Source organism: Mycolicibacterium wolinskyi, from assembly GCF_002101965.1.
GTDB lineage: Bacteria > Actinomycetota > Actinomycetes > Mycobacteriales > Mycobacteriaceae > Mycobacterium > Mycobacterium wolinskyi.
In genome coordinates this window covers 15226-32700 of record NZ_LQQA01000006.1, presented here as the reverse complement: position 1 = coordinate 32700, position 17475 = coordinate 15226, and the positions used below count along the sequence as shown (strand labels likewise).

Below are 17475 nucleotides of genomic sequence, written 5' to 3'. Positions count from 1 at the left end.
GTTATGGCGGTGGCGGAGGGATTTGAACCCTCGGACGGGGGTTACCCGTCACACGCTTTCGAGGCGTGCTCCTTAGGCCGCTCGGACACGCCACCGTGTGGCAGCTTACCGGGCGAGCCGCGTAGGCCCTAATCGGCGAGTGTGAAGAAGATGGCGAAGATCGGCGCGAAACTCGCAAACATGTTCACACTCGGCGCCGAGGATGCACGCGATCAGCGCTGACGCGCGAAAAACTCCTCGAGTAGGCCCGCGCATTCGTCGGCCAGGATCCCGCCGACCACCTCGGGCCGGTGGTTGAGCCTGCGGTCGCGGACCACGTCCCACAGCGAGCCGACGGCCCCGGTCTTGGGTTCCCACGCCCCGAACACGACGCGCGCCACCCGGGCCAACACCAGGGCACCGGCGCACATCGTGCATGGTTCGACGGTCACGGCCAGCGTGGTGCCTTCGAGCCGCCAGCCGTCGCCGAGGACGACGGCCGCGGCCCGCATCGCGACCATCTCGGCGTGTGCGGTCGGATCGCCGAGCAGCTCGCGCGCATTGCCCGCCCTGGCGAGCTCGGTGCCGTCGGGTGCGAACACCACCGCACCGATCGGCACGTCACGCGGGCCCGCCGATCGTGCGGCGTCGAGCGCGGCGCGGATCAGCTGTTCGTCGGATCTCACCGATTGAGGCGGTCCAGCACGGCCGACAGCTCGTCGGCGAAACCCATCTCGCGGGCGATTCGGCCGATCTGTTCGTCGGCATAGAGGTCGGTTTCGTCGAGGATGACGCTGAGCACCGCATCGGGTAGCCCGATGTCGGACAGCAGCCCGAGATCGCCTTCCTCGAATGGATCGGCGTCGTCGAGGTCGTCCGGTTCGATGTCGGCGTCGAGTTTCTCCAGGACCTCTGCGGCGATGTCGTAGTCCAACGCGGCCGTGGCGTCCGACAGCAGCAGCCGGGTTCCGGCGGGCGCGGGCCGCACGATCACGAAGAACTCGTCATCGATGTCGAGCAGCCCGAACACCGCGCCGGCACTGCGCATCTCGCGCAATTCGGTCTCGGCCACGCTCAAACTGTTGAGCGCGCCTCGGCGCATGGGCATACACCGCCACTTGCCGTCCTCTCGGACAACTGCCACGCCGAAGCCGTCGGGCAGGTCTGCCGGCGCGCGCTGTGCTCCCATGAGCGCCTACGGTAGTCGCCGACCAGCGAGTTTGACCAGGGATCACCCTCGGCCCCGGCCGGAGCGATGTGCCAACCTTTAATCGTGACGAACACTCCCGTGTGCGTGCTGGGGCTCGGACTGATCGGCGGTTCGGTGATGCGTGCCGCCGCGGCGGCCGGGCGGGAGGTCTTCGGCTACAACCGTTCGATCGAAGCCGTGCAGGCCGCCCGGTTCGACGGCTTCGATGTCACCGAGCACCTCGGCGAAGCCCTTGACCGGGCCGCAGCCAGTGACGCGCTGATCGTGCTGGCGGTCCCGATGCCTGCCCTGCCTATCCTGCTGGGCCACATCCGCGAAACCGCCGCTGACTGCCCGCTGACCGATGTGACCAGCGTCAAAGGCGCGGTGCTGCGTGAGGTCGAGCAGTTCGGGCTGCTGGACCGTTTCGTGGGCGGCCATCCGATGGCCGGGACCGCGCACTCGGGCTGGGCGGCGGGAAATGCGGGTCTGTTCATCGGCGCCCCGTGGGTCGTCAGCGTCGACGACCATGTCGACGCGCAGGTGTGGACGCTCGTGACGCAGTTGGCGCTCGACTGCCAGGCCGTGGTGGTGCCGGCCCGCTCCGACGAACACGACGCCGCCGCAGCGGCCATCTCACACCTGCCGCATCTGTTCGCCGAGACCCTGGCCGACATCGCCGGTGAGGTGCCGCTGGCGTTCGCGTTGGCCGCCGGATCGTTCCGGGACGGCACGCGCGTCGCGGCGACCGCACCCGACCTCGTGCGAGCGATGTGCGAGGCCAATGCCGGGCAGCTGCTGCCTGCCTTGGAGCAGGGCATCGAACTGCTGACCCGCGCCCGGGATGCCTTGGCGAGCAGCGGCTCGGTCGCCGAACTGGTCGAGAAGGGCCACGCCGCGCGCATGCGCTACGACAGCTTCAGCCGCCCGGAGATCATCACGACGGTCGTGGGCACCGAGAACTGGCGTGACGAACTCGCTGCCGCCGGACGGGCCGGCGGCGTGATCAGATCCGCTCTGCCAGTCCTGGGTAGTCAACGATGAAGCCGTCGGAGTCGACGGTGATGGTCGTCTCGGCCACCGGCGAGTGCAGCTTGATGCCGGCTTCGAGATCCGCTCCCGCGCTGCTGTAGCTGATGGTCGCGGTTTCGACCGTGAGCTCGGGCAGCCGCACGTAAGCCACCGGCAGGGTGACCGAATCGGCCCGCTGATGCAGGCCCATCCGCCGGATCGGCAACGCGTTGAAGAACGGGCTGAAGATGACGTCGACATCGACCGCGCCACCGTAGTCGGACCTCTTGGTCTGGGTGTGATCCTGCACCAGCCACATGCTCTCCTCGTCACGTGCGATGGAGAGCTGGCGTTCCCGCTCGGCGAGGGTGACGGTGAGCGAAAGCCGCTTGGTGGCGCCGCTCTCGTCGGTGACCAGGTCGTAGGACGCCGAGAACGCCGGGTGGGACGTGGTGGCGGCGGCCACGATGCGCCCGTAGGCCTTGATCCGGTTACCCGACAGCTGCACGCGTACCGATTCCATCCTCGGCACGTCGTGCGCCCGCCAGGTCAACACCGCCGGCCAGGCACTTTCCGTCTCGCTGGTGCGCGCCTCTTCACTCACCCTTCTACCGTATGCGACGGGGGTCCGCCTTCGTAGCCGACTCCGGAACTCCCGCCCGACCGGGCCGGAGAGCGCGATTCCAGCGCGATCTCGTCGTCGAGCAACGGCTGCGGCAGCCGGCCCCCTCCGGCACGCCAGGACCGCAATCGCCCGGTGCCCGGCACCGACAGCCACACCGCGAAAGCCAGCGCGGCGTCGAGGATCAGGGCGAGCGCCGTCACCATGAGCGCACCGACGAGCGCGATGTGGAACTGCCGGACCTTGATCCCGTCGATGAGGTAGCGGCCCAGCCCGCCGAGGCTCGCATAGGCGGCTACCGTCGCCGTCGCCACGATCTGCAGCGTCGAGGTCCGCAACCCGCCCAGGATCAACGGCATCGCGTTGGGCACCTCGACGCGCAGCAGCACGCGGCTCTCGGTCATCCCCATCGACCGTGCCGCGTCGACGACCGAACGGTCCACGTTCGCGATGCCGGCGTAGGTGCCTGCCAGCAGCGGCGGGATGCCCAGCAGCATGAGCGCGACCGTGGGCGGCACCAGGCCGAGGCCCCACAACAGCACGCCGAGCAGCAACACACCGAGCGTCGGCAGGGCACGCAACGCGTTCACCCCGGTGACGACGAGGAACGTGCCGCGTCCGGTGTGTCCGATGAGCATTCCGACGGGCACCGCGACCAGGACGGAGAACAGCACCGCGACGACCGTGTACTGCAGATGCTCGACGATGCGGATGCCGAGCCCGGCCGGGCCCGTCCAGTTCGCGGCGGTGAAGATGAACGTGAGCGCCTGCTGCAGGAAGTTCATGCGGCCGCCTTCACCTTCGACGCGCGCGGTTGCCGGGTCCATGGCGTGATCGCCTTGCCGATCAACATGATCAGCGTGTCGATGACGATCGCCAGCACGAAGATCGCGATGATCCCGGCGATGATCTGATCGCTCTTGTTGGACTGATAGCCCTCGGTGAACCAGGTGCCGAGCCCGCCGATCCCGATCACCGAGCCGACCGACACCATCGAGATGTTGGTCACCGCGACGACCCGCACCCCGGCCACCAGGACCGGAATTGCCAGTGGCAGTTCGACTTTCAGCATCCGGACCAGTGGCCGGTAACCGATGGCGGTCGCCGCGTCGCGCACGTGCTCGGGCACCGCATCGAGCGCCTCCGGCACCGCGCGCACCAGCAGTGCGGTGGTGTAGAGAGTCAGCGCCACAATGACATTCGCCTCATCGAGGATCCGGGTCGGGATGATGAGCGGTAGCACCACGAACAGCGCGAGCGACGGGATGGTGAAGATGATGCTCGCGGTGACCGTGGTCAGTCGGCGCAGCGTGGTGGTGCGCTGCACCAACGCACCGAGCGGGACGGCGATCAACAGACCCAGCACGATCGGCACGAGCGACAGCCGCAGGTGGATGACCGTCAACGCCCACAGGTCGTCGAGGTGGGTCAGCAGATACTGCATGCGCTATCCCAGCTCCGGCACGCGGCGCTGCTCCTTGAGCGCCTCGAGCACGTCGTCGGCACGAACCCCGCCGATGAGCCTGCCGTCGTCGTCGACGGCCACCCCCAGCCCGCTCGGCGACGACAACGCGGAGTCGAGAGCCTGTCGCAGGCTGCCGTCCGGCGGGAAGAACGAACCGCCGCCGATGGTGCAGTCGTAGAGCACGTTGCCCTTGCGGTGCACCTCGACGCCCTCGGCGTTGATCCACGCGTACGGTGCACCGGACTTGATGACGAGCCGCCACTCCCCCGGATTCAGGTTGAGTGCGTCGATGTCGTTCTCGTCGACATGCGCGATCTCGTGCAGCGGCAGCCCGGTGGCGTGGAAGAACTGCAGGCCGCGGTATCCCCGGTCGGCGCCGACGAATCCCGATACGAGTTCGTTGGCCGGGTTCGACAGGACGAAGGCGGGATCGGCGTATTGCAGGAGCACGCCGCCGCGGCCGAAGACCGCGACTTTGTCGCCCAGCTTGACCGCCTCGTCGATGTCGTGCGTGACGAACACGATCGTCTTGCGCAATTCGCTTTGCAGACGCAGGATTTCGGTCTGCAGGTCCTCTCGGACGACGGGATCGACGGCGCTGAACGGCTCGTCCATGAGCAGGATCGGCGGGTCGGCCGCCAGCGCACGGGCCACCCCGACGCGCTGCTGCTGACCGCCCGACAGCTGCGCCGGATACCGATCGGCCAGCTTGGGGTCGAGGCCGACGCGTTCCATCACGCCGATCGCGGCTTTGCGTGCGCTGCGCCGGGATTCGCCCTTCAGCACCGGCACCGTCGCGACGTTGTCGACGACCCGCAGGTGCGGCATGAGCCCTGCGCTCTGGATGACGTAGCCGATGCCGAGCCGCAGCTTCACCGGATCGACCTTGGTGACGTCCTCACCGTTGACGGTCAGCGTGCCCGACGTCGGGTCGATCATCCGGTTGATCATCCGCATCGAGGTGGTCTTGCCGCAGCCCGAGGGTCCGACGAACACCGTCAGCGTGCCCTGCGGCACCTCGAGGCTGAGGTTGTCGACGGCCACCGTGCCGTCCGGATAGCGCTTGGTGACGCCTTCGAATGTGATCACTTCACCACCGGCTTGTCGAATCCGTTGTCCTGAACCCACTTCCGGGCCGCCTCGTCGGGATCGACGCCCTGGTTGCCCTCGACCGCGGTGTTCAGTTCGATCAGCGCCTCGGTGGTGAGCTTGGCCGACACCGCGTCGAGCACCGTCTTCAGATCGTTGGACATCTTCTGCGAGGCCACCAACGGAACGACATTGGCGGCAAGGAAGGTGTTCTTCGGATCCTCGAGCACCACCAGGCGGTGCTGCTCGATCGCCGGCGACGTGCTGAAGATGTTGGCGGCCGTGATCGCGCCGCTGTTCAGCGCCTGCACCGTGGCGGGCCCGCCGCCGTCGCTGATCGCGACGAAATTGGCGGGCGCGATGTCGAGGCCGTATTTGTCCTTCAGGCCGACGAGACCGGTGACGCGCGTCTGGAACTCCGACGGCGCGCCGACTTTCACCTCGGCCGAGTGCTTCGCGAGGTCGTCGATGGTCTTGAGGTTCCAGCGCTGCGCGGTCGCCTCGGTGACCGCGAGGGTGTCCTTGTCCTCGGCGGGCGACGGATACAGGATCGACAGGTCACCGGGCAGCGCCTTGAGTAACCCGATCAGCACCGCGTCGGGGGTGGTCGCGGTGGTCTCCTCGTCGAAGTACTGCAGCAGGTTGCCCGTGTACTCGGGGATGAGATCGATCGAATGATCCTGCACGGCAGGCACGTAGGTTTCCCGGCTGCCGATACCGAACTGCCTGCTGATCTGAAAGCCGTTGGCTTCCAGCGCCTGAGCGTAGATCTCGGCGATGATCTTGGACTCCGGGAAGTCCGCGGACCCGACGGTGATCTCCTTGAGATCACCCGATATCGGCCCGCCGCCGAGTGGATTGGAGCTGCCGCAGGCCGATGCGAATGGCACCAGCAGGGCGAGCAGGAATGCGAGTAATGCCAGTGATCGGTGCCGCATGCACACGTCCTTTCGGCGTCACGAGCCTCTGTCGACCCTAACGGCACACCCGACATGCCGCCGCGCTTTACCTCACGGTGGTTTGCTTTGGCACCGATACGGGCAAAGATGGCAGCATGACCAGCGATCAGTCAGCATCGCCCGATTTGCCCGAGCCGATGCCCGGCTCGCCGCTCCCGCCGGAGACCGGCAAGCCGACGAAACCAGAAGCCCAACCCAAGTTCACCCGCGCCGCAGCGCTGTGGTCAGCGCTGATCATGGGTTTCTTGGTGTTGATCGTCCTGCTGATCTTCATCGCGCAGAACACCACATCGGCCGAGTTCGCGTTCCTCGGCTGGCACTGGACCCTGCCGTTGGGCGTGGCCATCCTCGGCGCCGCGGTGGCCGGTGGGTTGCTCACCGTCGCCGCGGGCACCGCGCGGATCTTCCAGCTGCGCCGGGCCGCGAAGAAGAACCTCAAGGCCGCCCTGCGCGGCTGACGCTCGTGCCGATCAGCCGAGCGCGCTCAGACCTGCGGCGATGAGCGGTGCCACGGCCTCACCGACCTGCTCCGGCCCGTCGGCGCCTTCACGACGGCGGAAATCGATCCCGGCCGCGATGATCGCAAGCTTGAAATAGGCCAGCGCCATGTAAAAGTCCCAGTGCGCGAGTTCCTGCCCCGACTGCACCGAGTAGAGCTGCGCCATGGCCTCGGCCGACGGCAGCTTCGACGAGGTCCAGGCGGCGTCGGAGTGGACGAACTCGAACATGGGGCTGCGGTAGACGCACATGAGGGCGGCGTCGCTGAGCGGATCGCCCAGCGTCGACATCTCCCAGTCCAGCACCGCACGGACTTTCGTGGCGTCCTCGGCGTCGAGAACGGTGTTGTCGATGCGATAGTCGCCGTGCACGATCGAGCTGCGGCTCTGCGGGGGAACCGCTTGCCCCAGCGCCGCATGGAGCCGGTGGACGTCGTCGTCGCGCGCGTCGTCGGGCAGCCTGACGTGCTCCCACTGCGAGCCCCAACGCCGGACCTGACGCTCCAGATAACCGTCGGGCTTGCCGAAATCGGCGAGGCCGACCGCGGCCGGGTCGACCGCGTGCAGGTCGGCGAGGACCTTGATGAGCGCATCGACACAGCCGTCGATCACGGCCTGATCGCCGAGTGCGGCGAGCTCGTCCTGGGTACGGACGACCCGTCCACCGACGTGCTCGACCATCTGGAACGGTGCGCCCAGCACCGAGTCGTCGTTGCGCATCGTGACCGCGCGGGCCACCGGAACCGGCGTATCGGCCAGCGCCGCGACCACCCGGTACTCGCGCGCCATGTCGTGTGCCGACGGGGTCAGCCCATGCAGCGGCGGGCGCCGCAGAACCCATTTCGAAGCGTCGTCGAACACCAGGAAGGTGAGGTTGGAGCGGCCGCCGGCGATGAGCTCGGCGTGCAGTTCACCTGTGCGGGATATGCCCTCGGCCCGGAGGTGGCGGTCCAGCGCGGCGAGGTCGAGGCCTTCCAGTGAAGTCACGGTCATTGTCTACCACCGGACATTTCTGGGCAGCAGGTCCCATACGTGTTCGGTGCCGTTCACCGACGCGACCGCCAGCTTTCCGGAGCGTGACGACAGCAACCGCGTGACCGACGCGTAGTCGACGTGAAACGACAGCAGGCGCTCGGTGCCCAGGATCTCGTGCAGGAGCACGTTGATCACCCCGCCGTGGCTGAACACCGCCACGGTGTCGTCGTGGTCACCCGCGGCCACGAGGTCGGCGACCGCCGCGTTGATCCGCGCCTTGAACGCATCCTCGTCGACCCCGCTGGGCAGGTGCCCGTTGACCAACCGGGCGAGCTCCTCGGGATTCTCCTTGGCGATGTCCTCGATCGGCACGTAATGCGACATGTCGCGGTCGTACTCGGCGAGTCGGTCGTCGATCTCCACCGAAAGCCCCAACGCGGCCGCGACCGGGTCCGCGGTCTGGATGGCGCGGCGCTGCGGGCTGCTCACGACACGCGAGACGGGGAACCGGGCCAGCGCTGCCGGCAGCCGGCCGGCCTGTTCGGCGCCGGCCTCGGACAGCACGGGATCGGATCCTTGACCGGGTTCGCTGCGCAACGGCAGCGCATGTCGGACCAGAAGCAGTTGCACCGTGACACCATATGGCCGCAGGAGCACAGGCCCGAGCCGGGCCGGAGAAAGGTGCGGTTATGGGCTACGCCGACGAATTGTTCGACCTCACCGACAAAGTCGTGCTGGTGACGGGTGGTAGCCGCGGCCTCGGCCGGGAGATGGCGATGGCGGCCGCGCGGTGCGGGGCCGACGTGATCGTCGCGAGCCGCAACATGGAGTCGTGCGTGCTGGCCGCCGAGGAGATCGCCGCCGCGACGGGCCGGCGCGCATTTGCCCATCAGGTGCACGTCGGACGCTGGGATGAGCTCGACGGCCTCGTCGATGCCGCCTATGACCGATTCGGCAAGGTCGACGTGCTGGTGAACAACGCCGGGATGTCGCCGCTGTACGGGTCACTCGGATCGGTCACCGAGAAGCTGTTCGACGCGGTGTTCAACCTCAATCTCAAAGGGCCGTTCCGGTTGTCGGCGTTGATCGGTGAACGCATGGTGGCCGACGGTGGCGGCTCGATCGTCAACGTCAGTTCATCCGGATCGCTGCGGCCGGACCAGTACATGCTGCCGTATGCGGCCGCCAAGGCCGGGTTGAACACGCTGACCGAGGGGCTCGCGAAGGCCTACGGCCCCTCGGTGCGGGTCAACACGTTGATGGCAGGCCCGTTCCTCACCGATGTCAGCAAGGCGTGGGACATGACCGGCGAACCCTTCGGGCATCTCGCGTTGCGGCGGGCCGGCGACCCGGCCGAGATCGTCGGTGCGGCACTGTTTTTAATGTCTGACGCTTCAAGTTTCACCACCGGCTCGATCCTGCGCGCCGATGGCGGCCTGCCCTAGGGCGTCACGATATCGAAGTTCGGGTCGGATCGATCGAGTACGGCGACGACCGATGCCAACGCCGAAGCGTCGCCGGCGATCTCCAGCCCCGCCGAGCCGCTGTCACCGCCGATGAGCGCGAGCAGCCGCAGCTTGTCGGCGAGCCTGACGGTCGCGGTGGCCGTCGATTCGTCGGCCGCGACCTTGCGGTACACCAGCACCCCGTTCCGCAGGGTCACTCGATAGTTGTCGCCGGTGTCGGCGAACGTGAAATCGAGCGCGACGTCGAGATCCCACGCGCGCGGCCCGTTGATGCTGATCGCGATGGTGTCGAACATCTGCTCCGGCGAGAGCTGCGCGAGCATGGTCGGTGACGCGACTTTGCCTGCGGTACCGAACTTTCCGTCCCGCAACTCGGTGGCCCCGGACAGGAAGAAGTTGCGCCACGTCGCGTTCTCGACGCCGTACGCGAGCTGCTCCAGGGTGTCGGCGTAGAGCGCACGCGCGGCCGGATGATCGGCGTCGGTGAACATGGCGTGATCGAGGAGGGTTGCCGCCCAACGGAAATCGCCCTCCCCGAAGGCGCGTTGCGCAAGTTCGACCACGCGATCGATACCGCCCATCGCGGCGACGTAGCGAGGCCCGAGCGCTTCGGGCGGATGCGGCCACAACCGGCCCGGGTTGCCGTCGAACCAGCCCATGTAGCGCTGGTAGATGGCTTTCACGTTGTGGTTGACCGAGCCGTAGTACCCGTGGGTGTGCCAGACCTTCTCGAGCGCGGGCGGCAGCTGGAACTGCTCGGCGATCTCGACGCCGGTGAAGCCCTGGTTGAGCAGCCGCAATGTCTGGTCGTGCAGATAGGCGTACAGATCGCGTTGCAGCGAAAGGTATTCGACGATGCGTTCGCGGCCCCAAGTCGGCCAGTGGTGCGAGGCGAACACGACGTCCGCCCGGTCGGTGAACGTGTCGATGGCCTCGGTCAGGTAGCCCGCCCAGGCGTGCGGGTCGCGCACCAGCGCGCCGCGCAGCGTCAGCAGATTGTGCAGGTTGTGCGTCGCGTTCTCGGCCATGCACAACGCGCGGTATCCCGGGAAGTAGAAGTGCATCTCGGCGGGCGCCTCGGTGCCGGGCGCCATCTGGAATTCGATCTCGACTCCGTCGATGGTGTGCTTCTCACCGGTGCTGCGGATGTCGAGCGTCGGCACGATCATCGACACCTCGCCGGTGGACATGTTCTGCCCGAGCCCGCAACCGACCTGCCCCTGCGGACCGCGTGCGAGCAGCGGGCCGTACATGTAGGACCCCCGGCGCAGCATCGCGGTGCCTGCATAGACGTTCTCCTGCACCGCGTGCTCGACAAATCCCTCCGGGGCCAGCACCGCGACCTTGCCTGCCTCGACGTCTGCCTGCGACGTGACGCCGAGGACACCACCGAAATGGTCGCCGTGACTGTGGGTGTAGATCACGGCGACAACAGGACGGTCGCCGCGGTGCTCCCGATAGAGCTTCAGTGCCGCGGCGGCCACCTCGGTCGAGATCAGCGGGTCGATGACGATCACACCGGTGTCGCCCTCGACGAAGCTGATGTTCGAGATGTCGAACCCACGCACCTGATAGATGCCCTCGACCACCTCGTACAGCCCCTGTTTGGCGCACAGCTGCGACTGTCGCCACAGGCTCGGGTGCACCGAAGTAGGGGCGTCGCCGGCCAGGAACGCGTACGCGTCGTTGTCCCACACGACCCGGCCGTCGGCGGATTTGATGACGCACGGGTCGAGCGCGGCGATGAAGCCCCGGTCGGCATTCTCGAAATCACCGGTGTCATCGAACGGCAGGGCCCGAAGATGGTCGCGGTGCGCAGACTCGATGGTTGCGGTGGGTGGCTTCTGCTCCATGCCTACGAGCCTGCCACTGCCGCGCTGGGCCGGCTTTCGATTCGAGCTGACTACTATGCGTAGTGAACTTGTCATGACAACCGGCCGGGAGGGTGATGCGGGGATGACCTCGTCCACTTCGCAGCCGCGTCACATCCACGTCGCCGGTGAGCTACGTCAACGCATCATGCGGCGGGACTACGCCATCGGTCAGTCGCTGCCGGCCGAGAGCGCGCTGTGCGCCGAGTTCGGGGTGTCGCGGGGCCCGGTACGGCAAGCCCTTGCCACGTTGAAAAACGAAGGGCTGATCCAACTCTCGCAGGGGAAGCCGGCCGTCGTGCGAAGCCACGACGCCACGCAGACCCTCGACACCTTCACACCGTTCACCCAGTGGGCGCGACGCAACGGCCGGACGGCGGGCAGCCGGACGCTCGAAGTGGCGCGGCGCCGGGTGTCCGAGCCGGCGATGGTCGCGCTGGACCTGAACGCCGACGATTTCGTGGTCGACGTCGTACGCGTCCGCCTGCTCGACGGTGAACCGGCGATGATCGAGCGCAGCACCTTCATCGACTCCGTTGGTTCGTTGTTGTTCGAGTTCGACACCGATTCCGGTTCGATGACCGACTATCTCGCGAGCCGTGGCGTCCACTTCGACTCGATGGAGCATGTCCTCGACGCAGTCGCGGCTGCCCGGGTCGACGCCGAGAATCTCGGTATCGACCCGGGCAGTCCGCTGTTGCGTGAGCGCCGCACCTCCCGGGATCAGGACGGGCGGGTGTTCGAGTACGCCGACGATCGGTACCGACCGGATCTGGTCGCGTTCAGCATCGTCAACGCCCGAACCATCGACGCCCGCTCCTAATCGGCGGCAGGCATCCGGTTCCAGTGCGGGATGAGCAGCAGCATCGCGACGAATGCGGCTGCCGCGAAACCGTAGAACAGCGCCGAGGTGCTCAGGTATCCCGGAAGCAGGCCGCCGAGAATCGCACCGGTGGAGCCGCATCCGTTGATCAGGCCGCTCGCGGTGCCGGCGTGCTTGGAGGTTCCGAAGTCGACCGCCGCGACACACGAGATCATCGCGTCGGCGCCGTAGATGCTCAGCCCGATGACGCCGAGCACCGCCGTCATGATCCACGCGTTGCCGGTCGCGGTCAGCGGCGCGAACAACGCGAGCACCGCCACGAGCACCGCGAGACTCAGCACGCACGCCGGGATACGGCGCGCCTTGAACACCCGGTCGGAGACGCGGCCGAGCAGGATCGGGGCGAGAATGCCTGCCACGCCGAACGCCACCGGGATGGTGACCGCCTGGAACTTGTCGCCGTCCTGCAGTCGCTCCGCCACGATCACCGGACCCCACAGCAGAATCGCGTAGCGGGCCGGTTTGAGCAGAAAGTACGACGCGCCAAGGGTTCTCACCATGCGATCGCGCAGCACGACCGCAAGCGATTCCCGCCAGGACGGCGTCGGCTCGGCGACGGCCTCCGCCACGGGTGAATCCTCGAGCTTCGCGATCTCTTCCTTGGCGTGGTACTCCTCGATCGGCGGCAGGCCGACATCCTGCGGCCGGTTGCGCTGGAACAGCAGCACCACGACGAACACGCCGACCACGATGGCCGCACCGGTGAAGAACGCCGCCCGCCAGCTGCCGAACACCGTGTAGGCGGCCCAACCCAGCAGCGGTGCGGCGACTAGGCCGCCGAACGCGTAGTTGGTGCTCCACAGACCGAGAACCCGGCCCCGCTCCCCGATCGAGAAGAACTGGGCCATGTTGTTGAGCGTCCCGGACCATCCGGTCGACTGGGCCAACCCTTGCACGATCATCAGCGGGAGCAGGAACACCAGCGCGGGCAGCAGGCCCATGAACAGGGTCGCGATCGCCGAGATCGCCAGCCCGCCGAGGACGACCACGCGTGGGCCGTACCGGTCGGACACCTGCCCCCAGACGAACTGGCCCACGGCGTAGGCCGCCAGATAGGCCGCGTCGAGATTGGCCATCGTGCTCTTGGTGAGGGTCATGCTCAGTACCGGATCCTCCAGGATCCCGAGCTTGGCCACCGAGAAGGCCTGACGGGTGAAATAGAAACCGGCATATGCGATCCAGGTGACGGCGAATATCTGGAAGCGCCAGCGCTCATAGCGTCGGATGGGGGTCTGGGCCTTGAATGTCGTTGCGTGGGACATGAAATGCACCTTTGATAGGTGTGATGCAAATGCTGCGCTGGCGCGACAGCGGCAGGTTCCTCAGACGAGAACGGAAGGCTGGGAATCGATCAACGCAGGGTTGCGAGCAATGACGGCAAGTCGGCAACGCTGTCGATGATGTGGGTGGCTCCGGCGTCGGCGAGCTGGCCCTTGTCGTGTGCACCGGTGAGGACGCCGATCGAGGCGCGGGCTCCGGCGCGCAGACCGCTGATGACATCCGACGAGGTGTCACCGAGGACGACCATCGAACGCACCGAATCGGTTTCGGTGCGCATCAGCGCGGTCAACGGCATGTCGGGGTACGGGCGGCCACGCATGCCGGGCTCGGGGCACAGCACGAGGTCGGCGAGATCGTGCCAGCCCAGCGCGTCGATGATCGCCGTCTGGGTCTCCCGCGCGAAGCCCGTCGTCAGTGCGGTCTTGATTCCGCGGGACCGCAACGAGGTGATCGCGTCTTCGGCGCCGGGGATGGCGCTGCAGTTGCCCTCGGCGACGAGCTGGCTGTAACAGCGTTCGAATTCCTTGTTGGCGGCCTGCGCCTGCTCCTCGTTACCGCGGGCCAGGTGACGGAAGACGACGATCTTCGATTGCCCCATGGTGTCGGACACGTAGCGCAGCATCTCCTCGCGGTCGGCGTCGGTCTTCGACAGGCCCGCGTGGCTGTCGGCGGCCAGGAAGGACTGCTGGACCAGGCCCGAATCCTCGACGGTGGTTCCCGCCATGTCGAAGACGACGAGACTGATCGACTCTTTGGTGTTGGTACTCATCGGATTTCCTCTCGGGTTAAACGTGTGCGACGACGCCGTCGCGGGTGAGTGCGTTCTCGACGCTGTCCTGGGCCAGGCCCATGCTCGTGGTCATGCCGATTCCGGTGGTGACGGTCACGACATGGGTCCGCTCGATCGGCTCCTCGATCAGGAACTCCTGGCCGGGTGCCGAGCTGTAGACGCCCTGCCATCGCTCGCTGATCTCGATGTCGTTGACTCCGAAGAGTTTCCGCGCTTCCTCGACGAGCACGGCGAACCCTTCCTCCGATTGGAACGGCGATGTGGAGACGTCGCGGTAGTGGGTGTCGCCGATCAGCAGCGATCCGTCGCGCTGCGGCGTGTACATCTGGTGGAGATCGATCGCGACGTAGTCGGGATGTTCGGCGCGCAGCCGCTCGGCGAGCGCCGCGGTGGATGGCAGGTTCTCGAAACCCGAATAGCGCACCAGGGACCACCCGGTGAAGAGCGGGGCGGGAAGCGCGAAGGCCAGCGGCAGCCGGGCGCGCAGCATGTGCAGGCGGCAGCGCAACAGGCCGTCGCGCTCGGCCAGCGCCGGGAAGAGCCGGTCGATGTCGTAGTTCACGGTGACAAACGTGGTTCCGGCACGCAGGGGGCCGCGTGAGGTGTGCACGACTCCGTGTGCGAATCCCGTTGCTGCCGTGCGCCAGTAGAAGTCGACGCCCACCGAGGACAGCCAGCGTGCGATCGACGGCGCGGCCGTGCGCGGGTCGACCTGCAGGTCGTTGGGCAGATACATGCCGCCGGTGACGTTCGCCGCACGGACCGGGATCCGGTCGAGGATCTGCTCGCGGTCCAGCAGGATGACGTCACCCGCGGGCCGCGTGGTCGCGAACTCGTTCATCACGGCGAGTTCGTCGTCGTGGCGGGCCACGCAGAAAGTACCCGCCTCGGCCGACCAGAACCCGGCCTGGCGCGACAGGTTCAGCCAGTGTCCCCGGCCCTTGCGGGCGTACGTGAGCGCAACGCCGGATTGCGCGGTGATGCAGGCGTGGCCGAAGTTCTGCACGGAGGCGCCGACGACGCCGTCGGCGTGGTCGATGACGGCAACCGTGAGCCCGCGCTGGTGTGCGTGATACGCGTGCGCGAGGCCCACGATGCCGGCGCCGACCACGACGACGTCGTAGTGCTGTTGATTTCCCATGCGGACACTGTGGTCCACGCCTCCGTACTTGTCAATACAAGTGTGGGAAATTCTTTACTCGTATACCTATGTGGCGAGCGCCCCGGCTGCTCGGGCTCGCCGCACCGGAGCGATCCGGCTGATCTCGTCGGCGCCGTGCCCGGCCTCGACTGCGACGTCGACGTAGTCCCGGAACGCCTCGAGCGCGGCGGCGTCGAACCCGGCCGCATGCGACGCCGCGATCAGATGCCGAACCGAGGCGGCCACCGACGACACCGGCGCGCTGGCGTCGTCGTGGCGTCCCGCCTCGACCCGTTCGGCGATCTCGCCGAAGATCGGCGGCAGGATCGCGGCGATGCCGTTGGCGTGCGGCAGCAACTCGCTCGGGGTGATGCCGTTCGACCCCGCCACCGCCAACGCGTGCACGAACCCGCTCACCGATGTCCAGAACAGGTCGAGCAGCGCCATGTCGAATGCGGCGGCACGTCCGACGTCCGCGCCGACCCACGTGCTGGTGGCCAGCGTGTCGAACACCGGACGATGAGCATCGAAGATGTCCTGCGGGCCCGCGAAAAGGATGCTGGCGCTGGATGTTCCGATGGTGTCGGTGGGTGTCATGATCGCACCGTCGAGATAACGGCCGCCGCGGGCGGCGACGAGCTCCGCAGTGCGGTGCGACGCATCCGGGATGTCCGAGGAGAGCCCCACGATCACCCGGCCTGCCATCGCGTCGCCCGCATCGCCGAGCACCGCGTCCACCACGGCGTGGTCGACCACGTTCACCAAGGTGACATCACTGGCGGCGACGGCGGCGGCCGGCGTGTCAGCCCACACCGCTCCGCGAGCCAGCAGCGGGTCCGCTTTCGCCGGTGTCCGATTCCACACGGTCGTGCGATGGTCCGCGGCCACCAGGGCGCCGGCCAGCGCCTGCCCCATCGGGCCGAGTCCGAGCACGCTCACTGTCGCGGTCATGCGGCACGGATGCTTTCGAAGATGCGGGCGAAGCCGTCGTTGCCATGGCCTGCGTCGATCTGCCGATGGATGAGCCGTTGCACGACGTCGACGACTTCGGTGCTGATGCCCTGGTCGCGGCTGGCGTTGACGATGTCACTGATGTCGGAGAAGTAGAGGCTCTGCTGGCCGGGGACGCCGTAGTCACCGCCGTCGATGACCGCCGCGTACTCCGTGATCACCGGCACGACGGTGGCCAGCCAGTTGGCCGCGCGGGCCGCGAACTCCTTGGCGGGCACACCGGCTGCCGCGACCATCGCCGCACCGTGGAAGAACCCGGCGAACATCACGTACATCCCGGAGAGCAGGGCCAGGTCATACAGCGACGCCATGCCGGCGTCCTCACCGAAATACTCGGCAGTGCCCCATATTTCGAACAGTTCGCGATAGTCGTCGAACAGGGCTTGTGAACCGCTGTAGAGGATCGCGGACTGCGGCGTCGCGATCATCTCCGGCGTCGCCATGATGCCGCCGTCGAGATAGTCGGCGCCGAGCCCCGAGGCCCAGGCGGCGAGCTCACGAGCTCCCTCCGGGGAAGTGGTGGTCAGATTGACCACGCGCCGCCCGGCCAACTTGCCCGCAACCGGGTCGAGCACTTCGTGCACCGAGGCGTGATCGAACAGGCACACCACGACGACGTCGGCATCCAGCGCTTCGGCCGGGGTCGGCACTGCACTCGCGCCGTCGGCGACCAGGGCGGCGGCCCGTTCCGGGCTGCGGTTCCAGACGGTGACCGGGTGGCCGGCATTCAACGCGGTGCGGGCGAGCTTCGAACCCATCTCTCCCAGTCCGAGGAAACTGATCGTGTGCGGTGTGGTTGTCATGTCACCATCGTTCAAGCGACACTGACTTCACGACAAGTACCCACTTTAAAGTGCGATACTTACCTATTCGTAACTATTGACCCTGAGCTGCAAGGACGACGAGATGAGTCAACTCGGCAAGTACACCTGCGGATTGGATGCGGCATTCGCGGTGGTGGACGGCAAGTGGAAACCGCTGATCCTGTGGGAGCTGCAGGCCGGCCCGAAGCGGTTCAACTCGTTGCACCGCAGCCTGCCCGGCGTATCGCAGAAGATGCTCACCCAGCACCTCAAGGAACTGCAGCGGCACGGCGTAGTGCATCGGGAGAGCTACCACGAGGTGCCGCCCCGGGTGGAGTACTCCATGACGCCCGCCGGCGAAGCTCTGCTGGATGCGCTTGAGCCACTGGGCGATTGGGCCACCAAACACATCGAGCTGATCTGCGCGGCCGAGGCCGGTTAGC

20 protein-coding genes and 1 tRNA gene are annotated in these 17475 nt (G+C 67.2%); 5 read left to right on the top strand and 16 right to left on the bottom strand.

What is annotated here, in order from left to right:
• Nucleotides 1-4 precede the first annotated feature (4 nt).
• The 3 genes from AWC31_RS03870 to AWC31_RS03860 form a co-directional block, all read right to left on the bottom strand.
• Nucleotides 5-95 (bottom strand) — tRNA-Ser (locus tag AWC31_RS03870).
• 117 nt (nt 96-212) lie between these two features.
• Nucleotides 213-665 carry a nucleoside deaminase gene (locus AWC31_RS03865; RefSeq protein WP_085142900.1) on the bottom strand — a complete coding sequence of 151 codons (453 nt, stop codon included), beginning with the start codon at nt 663-665 and terminating at the stop codon, nt 213-215.
• The gene (locus tag AWC31_RS03860; protein WP_085142898.1) at nt 662-1168 is read right to left on the bottom strand and encodes a tRNA adenosine deaminase-associated protein; all 507 of its coding nucleotides are present in this window, start codon (nt 1166-1168) and stop codon (nt 662-664) included. Before AWC31_RS03860 ends, AWC31_RS03865 begins: the two co-directional genes overlap by 4 nt.
• Nucleotides 1169-1267: 99 nt before the next feature.
• Here AWC31_RS03860 and AWC31_RS03855 point away from each other — a divergent pair, with 99 nt between their 5' ends.
• On the top strand, nt 1268-2212 hold the full coding sequence (locus AWC31_RS03855; RefSeq protein ID WP_085143412.1) for a prephenate dehydrogenase: 945 nt from the start codon (nt 1268-1270) through the stop codon (nt 2210-2212).
• Here the strand turns inward: AWC31_RS03855 and AWC31_RS03850 are convergent.
• Genes AWC31_RS03850 through AWC31_RS03830 form a run of 5 tightly spaced genes read right to left on the bottom strand, consistent with a single transcriptional unit; the run spans nt 2175 to nt 6293 of the window.
• Nucleotides 2175-2783, bottom strand: coding sequence for a putative glycolipid-binding domain-containing protein (locus AWC31_RS03850; protein WP_067851557.1), 609 nt, complete (start codon nt 2781-2783; stop codon nt 2175-2177). The genes AWC31_RS03855 and AWC31_RS03850 overlap by 38 nt on opposite strands.
• A complete protein-coding gene (locus tag AWC31_RS03845; protein WP_085143411.1) occupies nt 2780-3586 on the bottom strand; it encodes an ABC transporter permease in 807 nt (268 codons plus the stop codon). Before AWC31_RS03845 ends, AWC31_RS03850 begins: the two co-directional genes overlap by 4 nt.
• Nucleotides 3583-4245 (bottom strand): ABC transporter permease, encoded by a 663-nt coding sequence (locus AWC31_RS03840; protein WP_067851554.1) that lies wholly within the window; start codon nt 4243-4245, stop codon nt 3583-3585. The genes AWC31_RS03845 and AWC31_RS03840 overlap by 4 nt, the downstream gene beginning before the upstream one ends.
• Before the next feature lie 3 nt (nt 4246-4248).
• Complete coding sequence (locus AWC31_RS03835; RefSeq protein ID WP_067851552.1) at nt 4249-5355, bottom strand: ABC transporter ATP-binding protein; 1107 nt, start codon at nt 5353-5355, stop codon at nt 4249-4251.
• A complete protein-coding gene (locus AWC31_RS03830; RefSeq protein ID WP_067851549.1) occupies nt 5352-6293 on the bottom strand; it encodes an ABC transporter substrate-binding protein in 942 nt (313 codons plus the stop codon). Before AWC31_RS03830 ends, AWC31_RS03835 begins: the two co-directional genes overlap by 4 nt.
• Before the next feature lie 116 nt (nt 6294-6409).
• Here AWC31_RS03830 and AWC31_RS03825 point away from each other — a divergent pair, with 116 nt between their 5' ends.
• Nucleotides 6410-6772 (top strand): LapA family protein, encoded by a 363-nt coding sequence (locus tag AWC31_RS03825; protein ID WP_085142896.1) that lies wholly within the window; start codon nt 6410-6412, stop codon nt 6770-6772.
• Between the two features lie 12 nt (nt 6773-6784).
• Here AWC31_RS03825 and AWC31_RS03820 read toward each other — a convergent pair whose 3' ends face one another.
• Both AWC31_RS03820 and AWC31_RS03815 read right to left on the bottom strand, forming a co-directional pair.
• Nucleotides 6785-7804 (bottom strand): phosphotransferase family protein, encoded by a 1020-nt coding sequence (locus AWC31_RS03820; RefSeq protein ID WP_085142894.1) that lies wholly within the window; start codon nt 7802-7804, stop codon nt 6785-6787.
• A gap of 3 nt (nt 7805-7807) precedes the next feature.
• A complete protein-coding gene (locus tag AWC31_RS03815) occupies nt 7808-8416 on the bottom strand; it encodes a histidine phosphatase family protein (RefSeq protein ID WP_085143410.1) in 609 nt (202 codons plus the stop codon).
• Nucleotides 8417-8475: 59 nt separating this feature from the next.
• Here AWC31_RS03815 and AWC31_RS03810 point away from each other — a divergent pair, with 59 nt between their 5' ends.
• Entirely contained in the window at nt 8476-9231 is a 756-nt protein-coding gene (locus AWC31_RS03810; RefSeq protein ID WP_085142892.1) for an SDR family NAD(P)-dependent oxidoreductase, read from the top strand.
• Here AWC31_RS03810 and AWC31_RS03805 read toward each other — a convergent pair.
• Complete coding sequence (locus AWC31_RS03805; protein WP_085142890.1) at nt 9228-11105, bottom strand: alkyl/aryl-sulfatase; 1878 nt, start codon at nt 11103-11105, stop codon at nt 9228-9230. The genes AWC31_RS03810 and AWC31_RS03805 overlap by 4 nt on opposite strands.
• 103 nt (nt 11106-11208) lie before the next feature.
• On the opposite strand from AWC31_RS03805, the gene AWC31_RS03800 reads away from it, so the two are divergent.
• On the top strand, nt 11209-11946 hold the full coding sequence (locus AWC31_RS03800; protein ID WP_085143408.1) for a GntR family transcriptional regulator: 738 nt from the start codon (nt 11209-11211) through the stop codon (nt 11944-11946).
• On the opposite strand, the gene AWC31_RS03795 is transcribed toward AWC31_RS03800, so the two are convergent.
• From AWC31_RS03795 to AWC31_RS03775, 5 genes are all read right to left on the bottom strand, one after another.
• Entirely contained in the window at nt 11943-13268 is a 1326-nt protein-coding gene (locus AWC31_RS03795) for an MFS transporter (RefSeq protein WP_085143409.1), read from the bottom strand. The two genes, AWC31_RS03800 and AWC31_RS03795, sit on opposite strands and share 4 nt — an antisense overlap.
• 89 nt (nt 13269-13357) lie before the next feature.
• Entirely contained in the window at nt 13358-14056 is a 699-nt protein-coding gene (locus AWC31_RS03790; protein WP_085142888.1) for a phosphonatase-like hydrolase, read from the bottom strand.
• Nucleotides 14057-14072: 16 nt separating this feature from the next.
• Nucleotides 14073-15218: a TIGR03364 family FAD-dependent oxidoreductase gene (locus tag AWC31_RS03785; RefSeq protein WP_085142886.1), complete on the bottom strand. Its 1146-nt coding sequence runs from the start codon at nt 15216-15218 to the stop codon at nt 14073-14075.
• A gap of 66 nt (nt 15219-15284) precedes the next feature.
• Nucleotides 15285-16169 (bottom strand): NAD(P)-dependent oxidoreductase, encoded by an 885-nt coding sequence (locus AWC31_RS03780; protein ID WP_085142885.1) that lies wholly within the window; start codon nt 16167-16169, stop codon nt 15285-15287.
• On the bottom strand, nt 16166-17032 hold the full coding sequence (locus AWC31_RS03775) for an NAD(P)-dependent oxidoreductase (RefSeq protein ID WP_085142883.1): 867 nt from the start codon (nt 17030-17032) through the stop codon (nt 16166-16168). Before AWC31_RS03775 ends, AWC31_RS03780 begins: the two co-directional genes overlap by 4 nt.
• Nucleotides 17033-17135: 103 nt before the next feature.
• Here AWC31_RS03775 and AWC31_RS03770 point away from each other — a divergent pair, with 103 nt between their 5' ends.
• Nucleotides 17136-17474 (top strand): winged helix-turn-helix transcriptional regulator, encoded by a 339-nt coding sequence (locus tag AWC31_RS03770; RefSeq protein ID WP_085142881.1) that lies wholly within the window; start codon nt 17136-17138, stop codon nt 17472-17474.
• Nucleotide 17475: the final 1 nt, after the last annotated feature.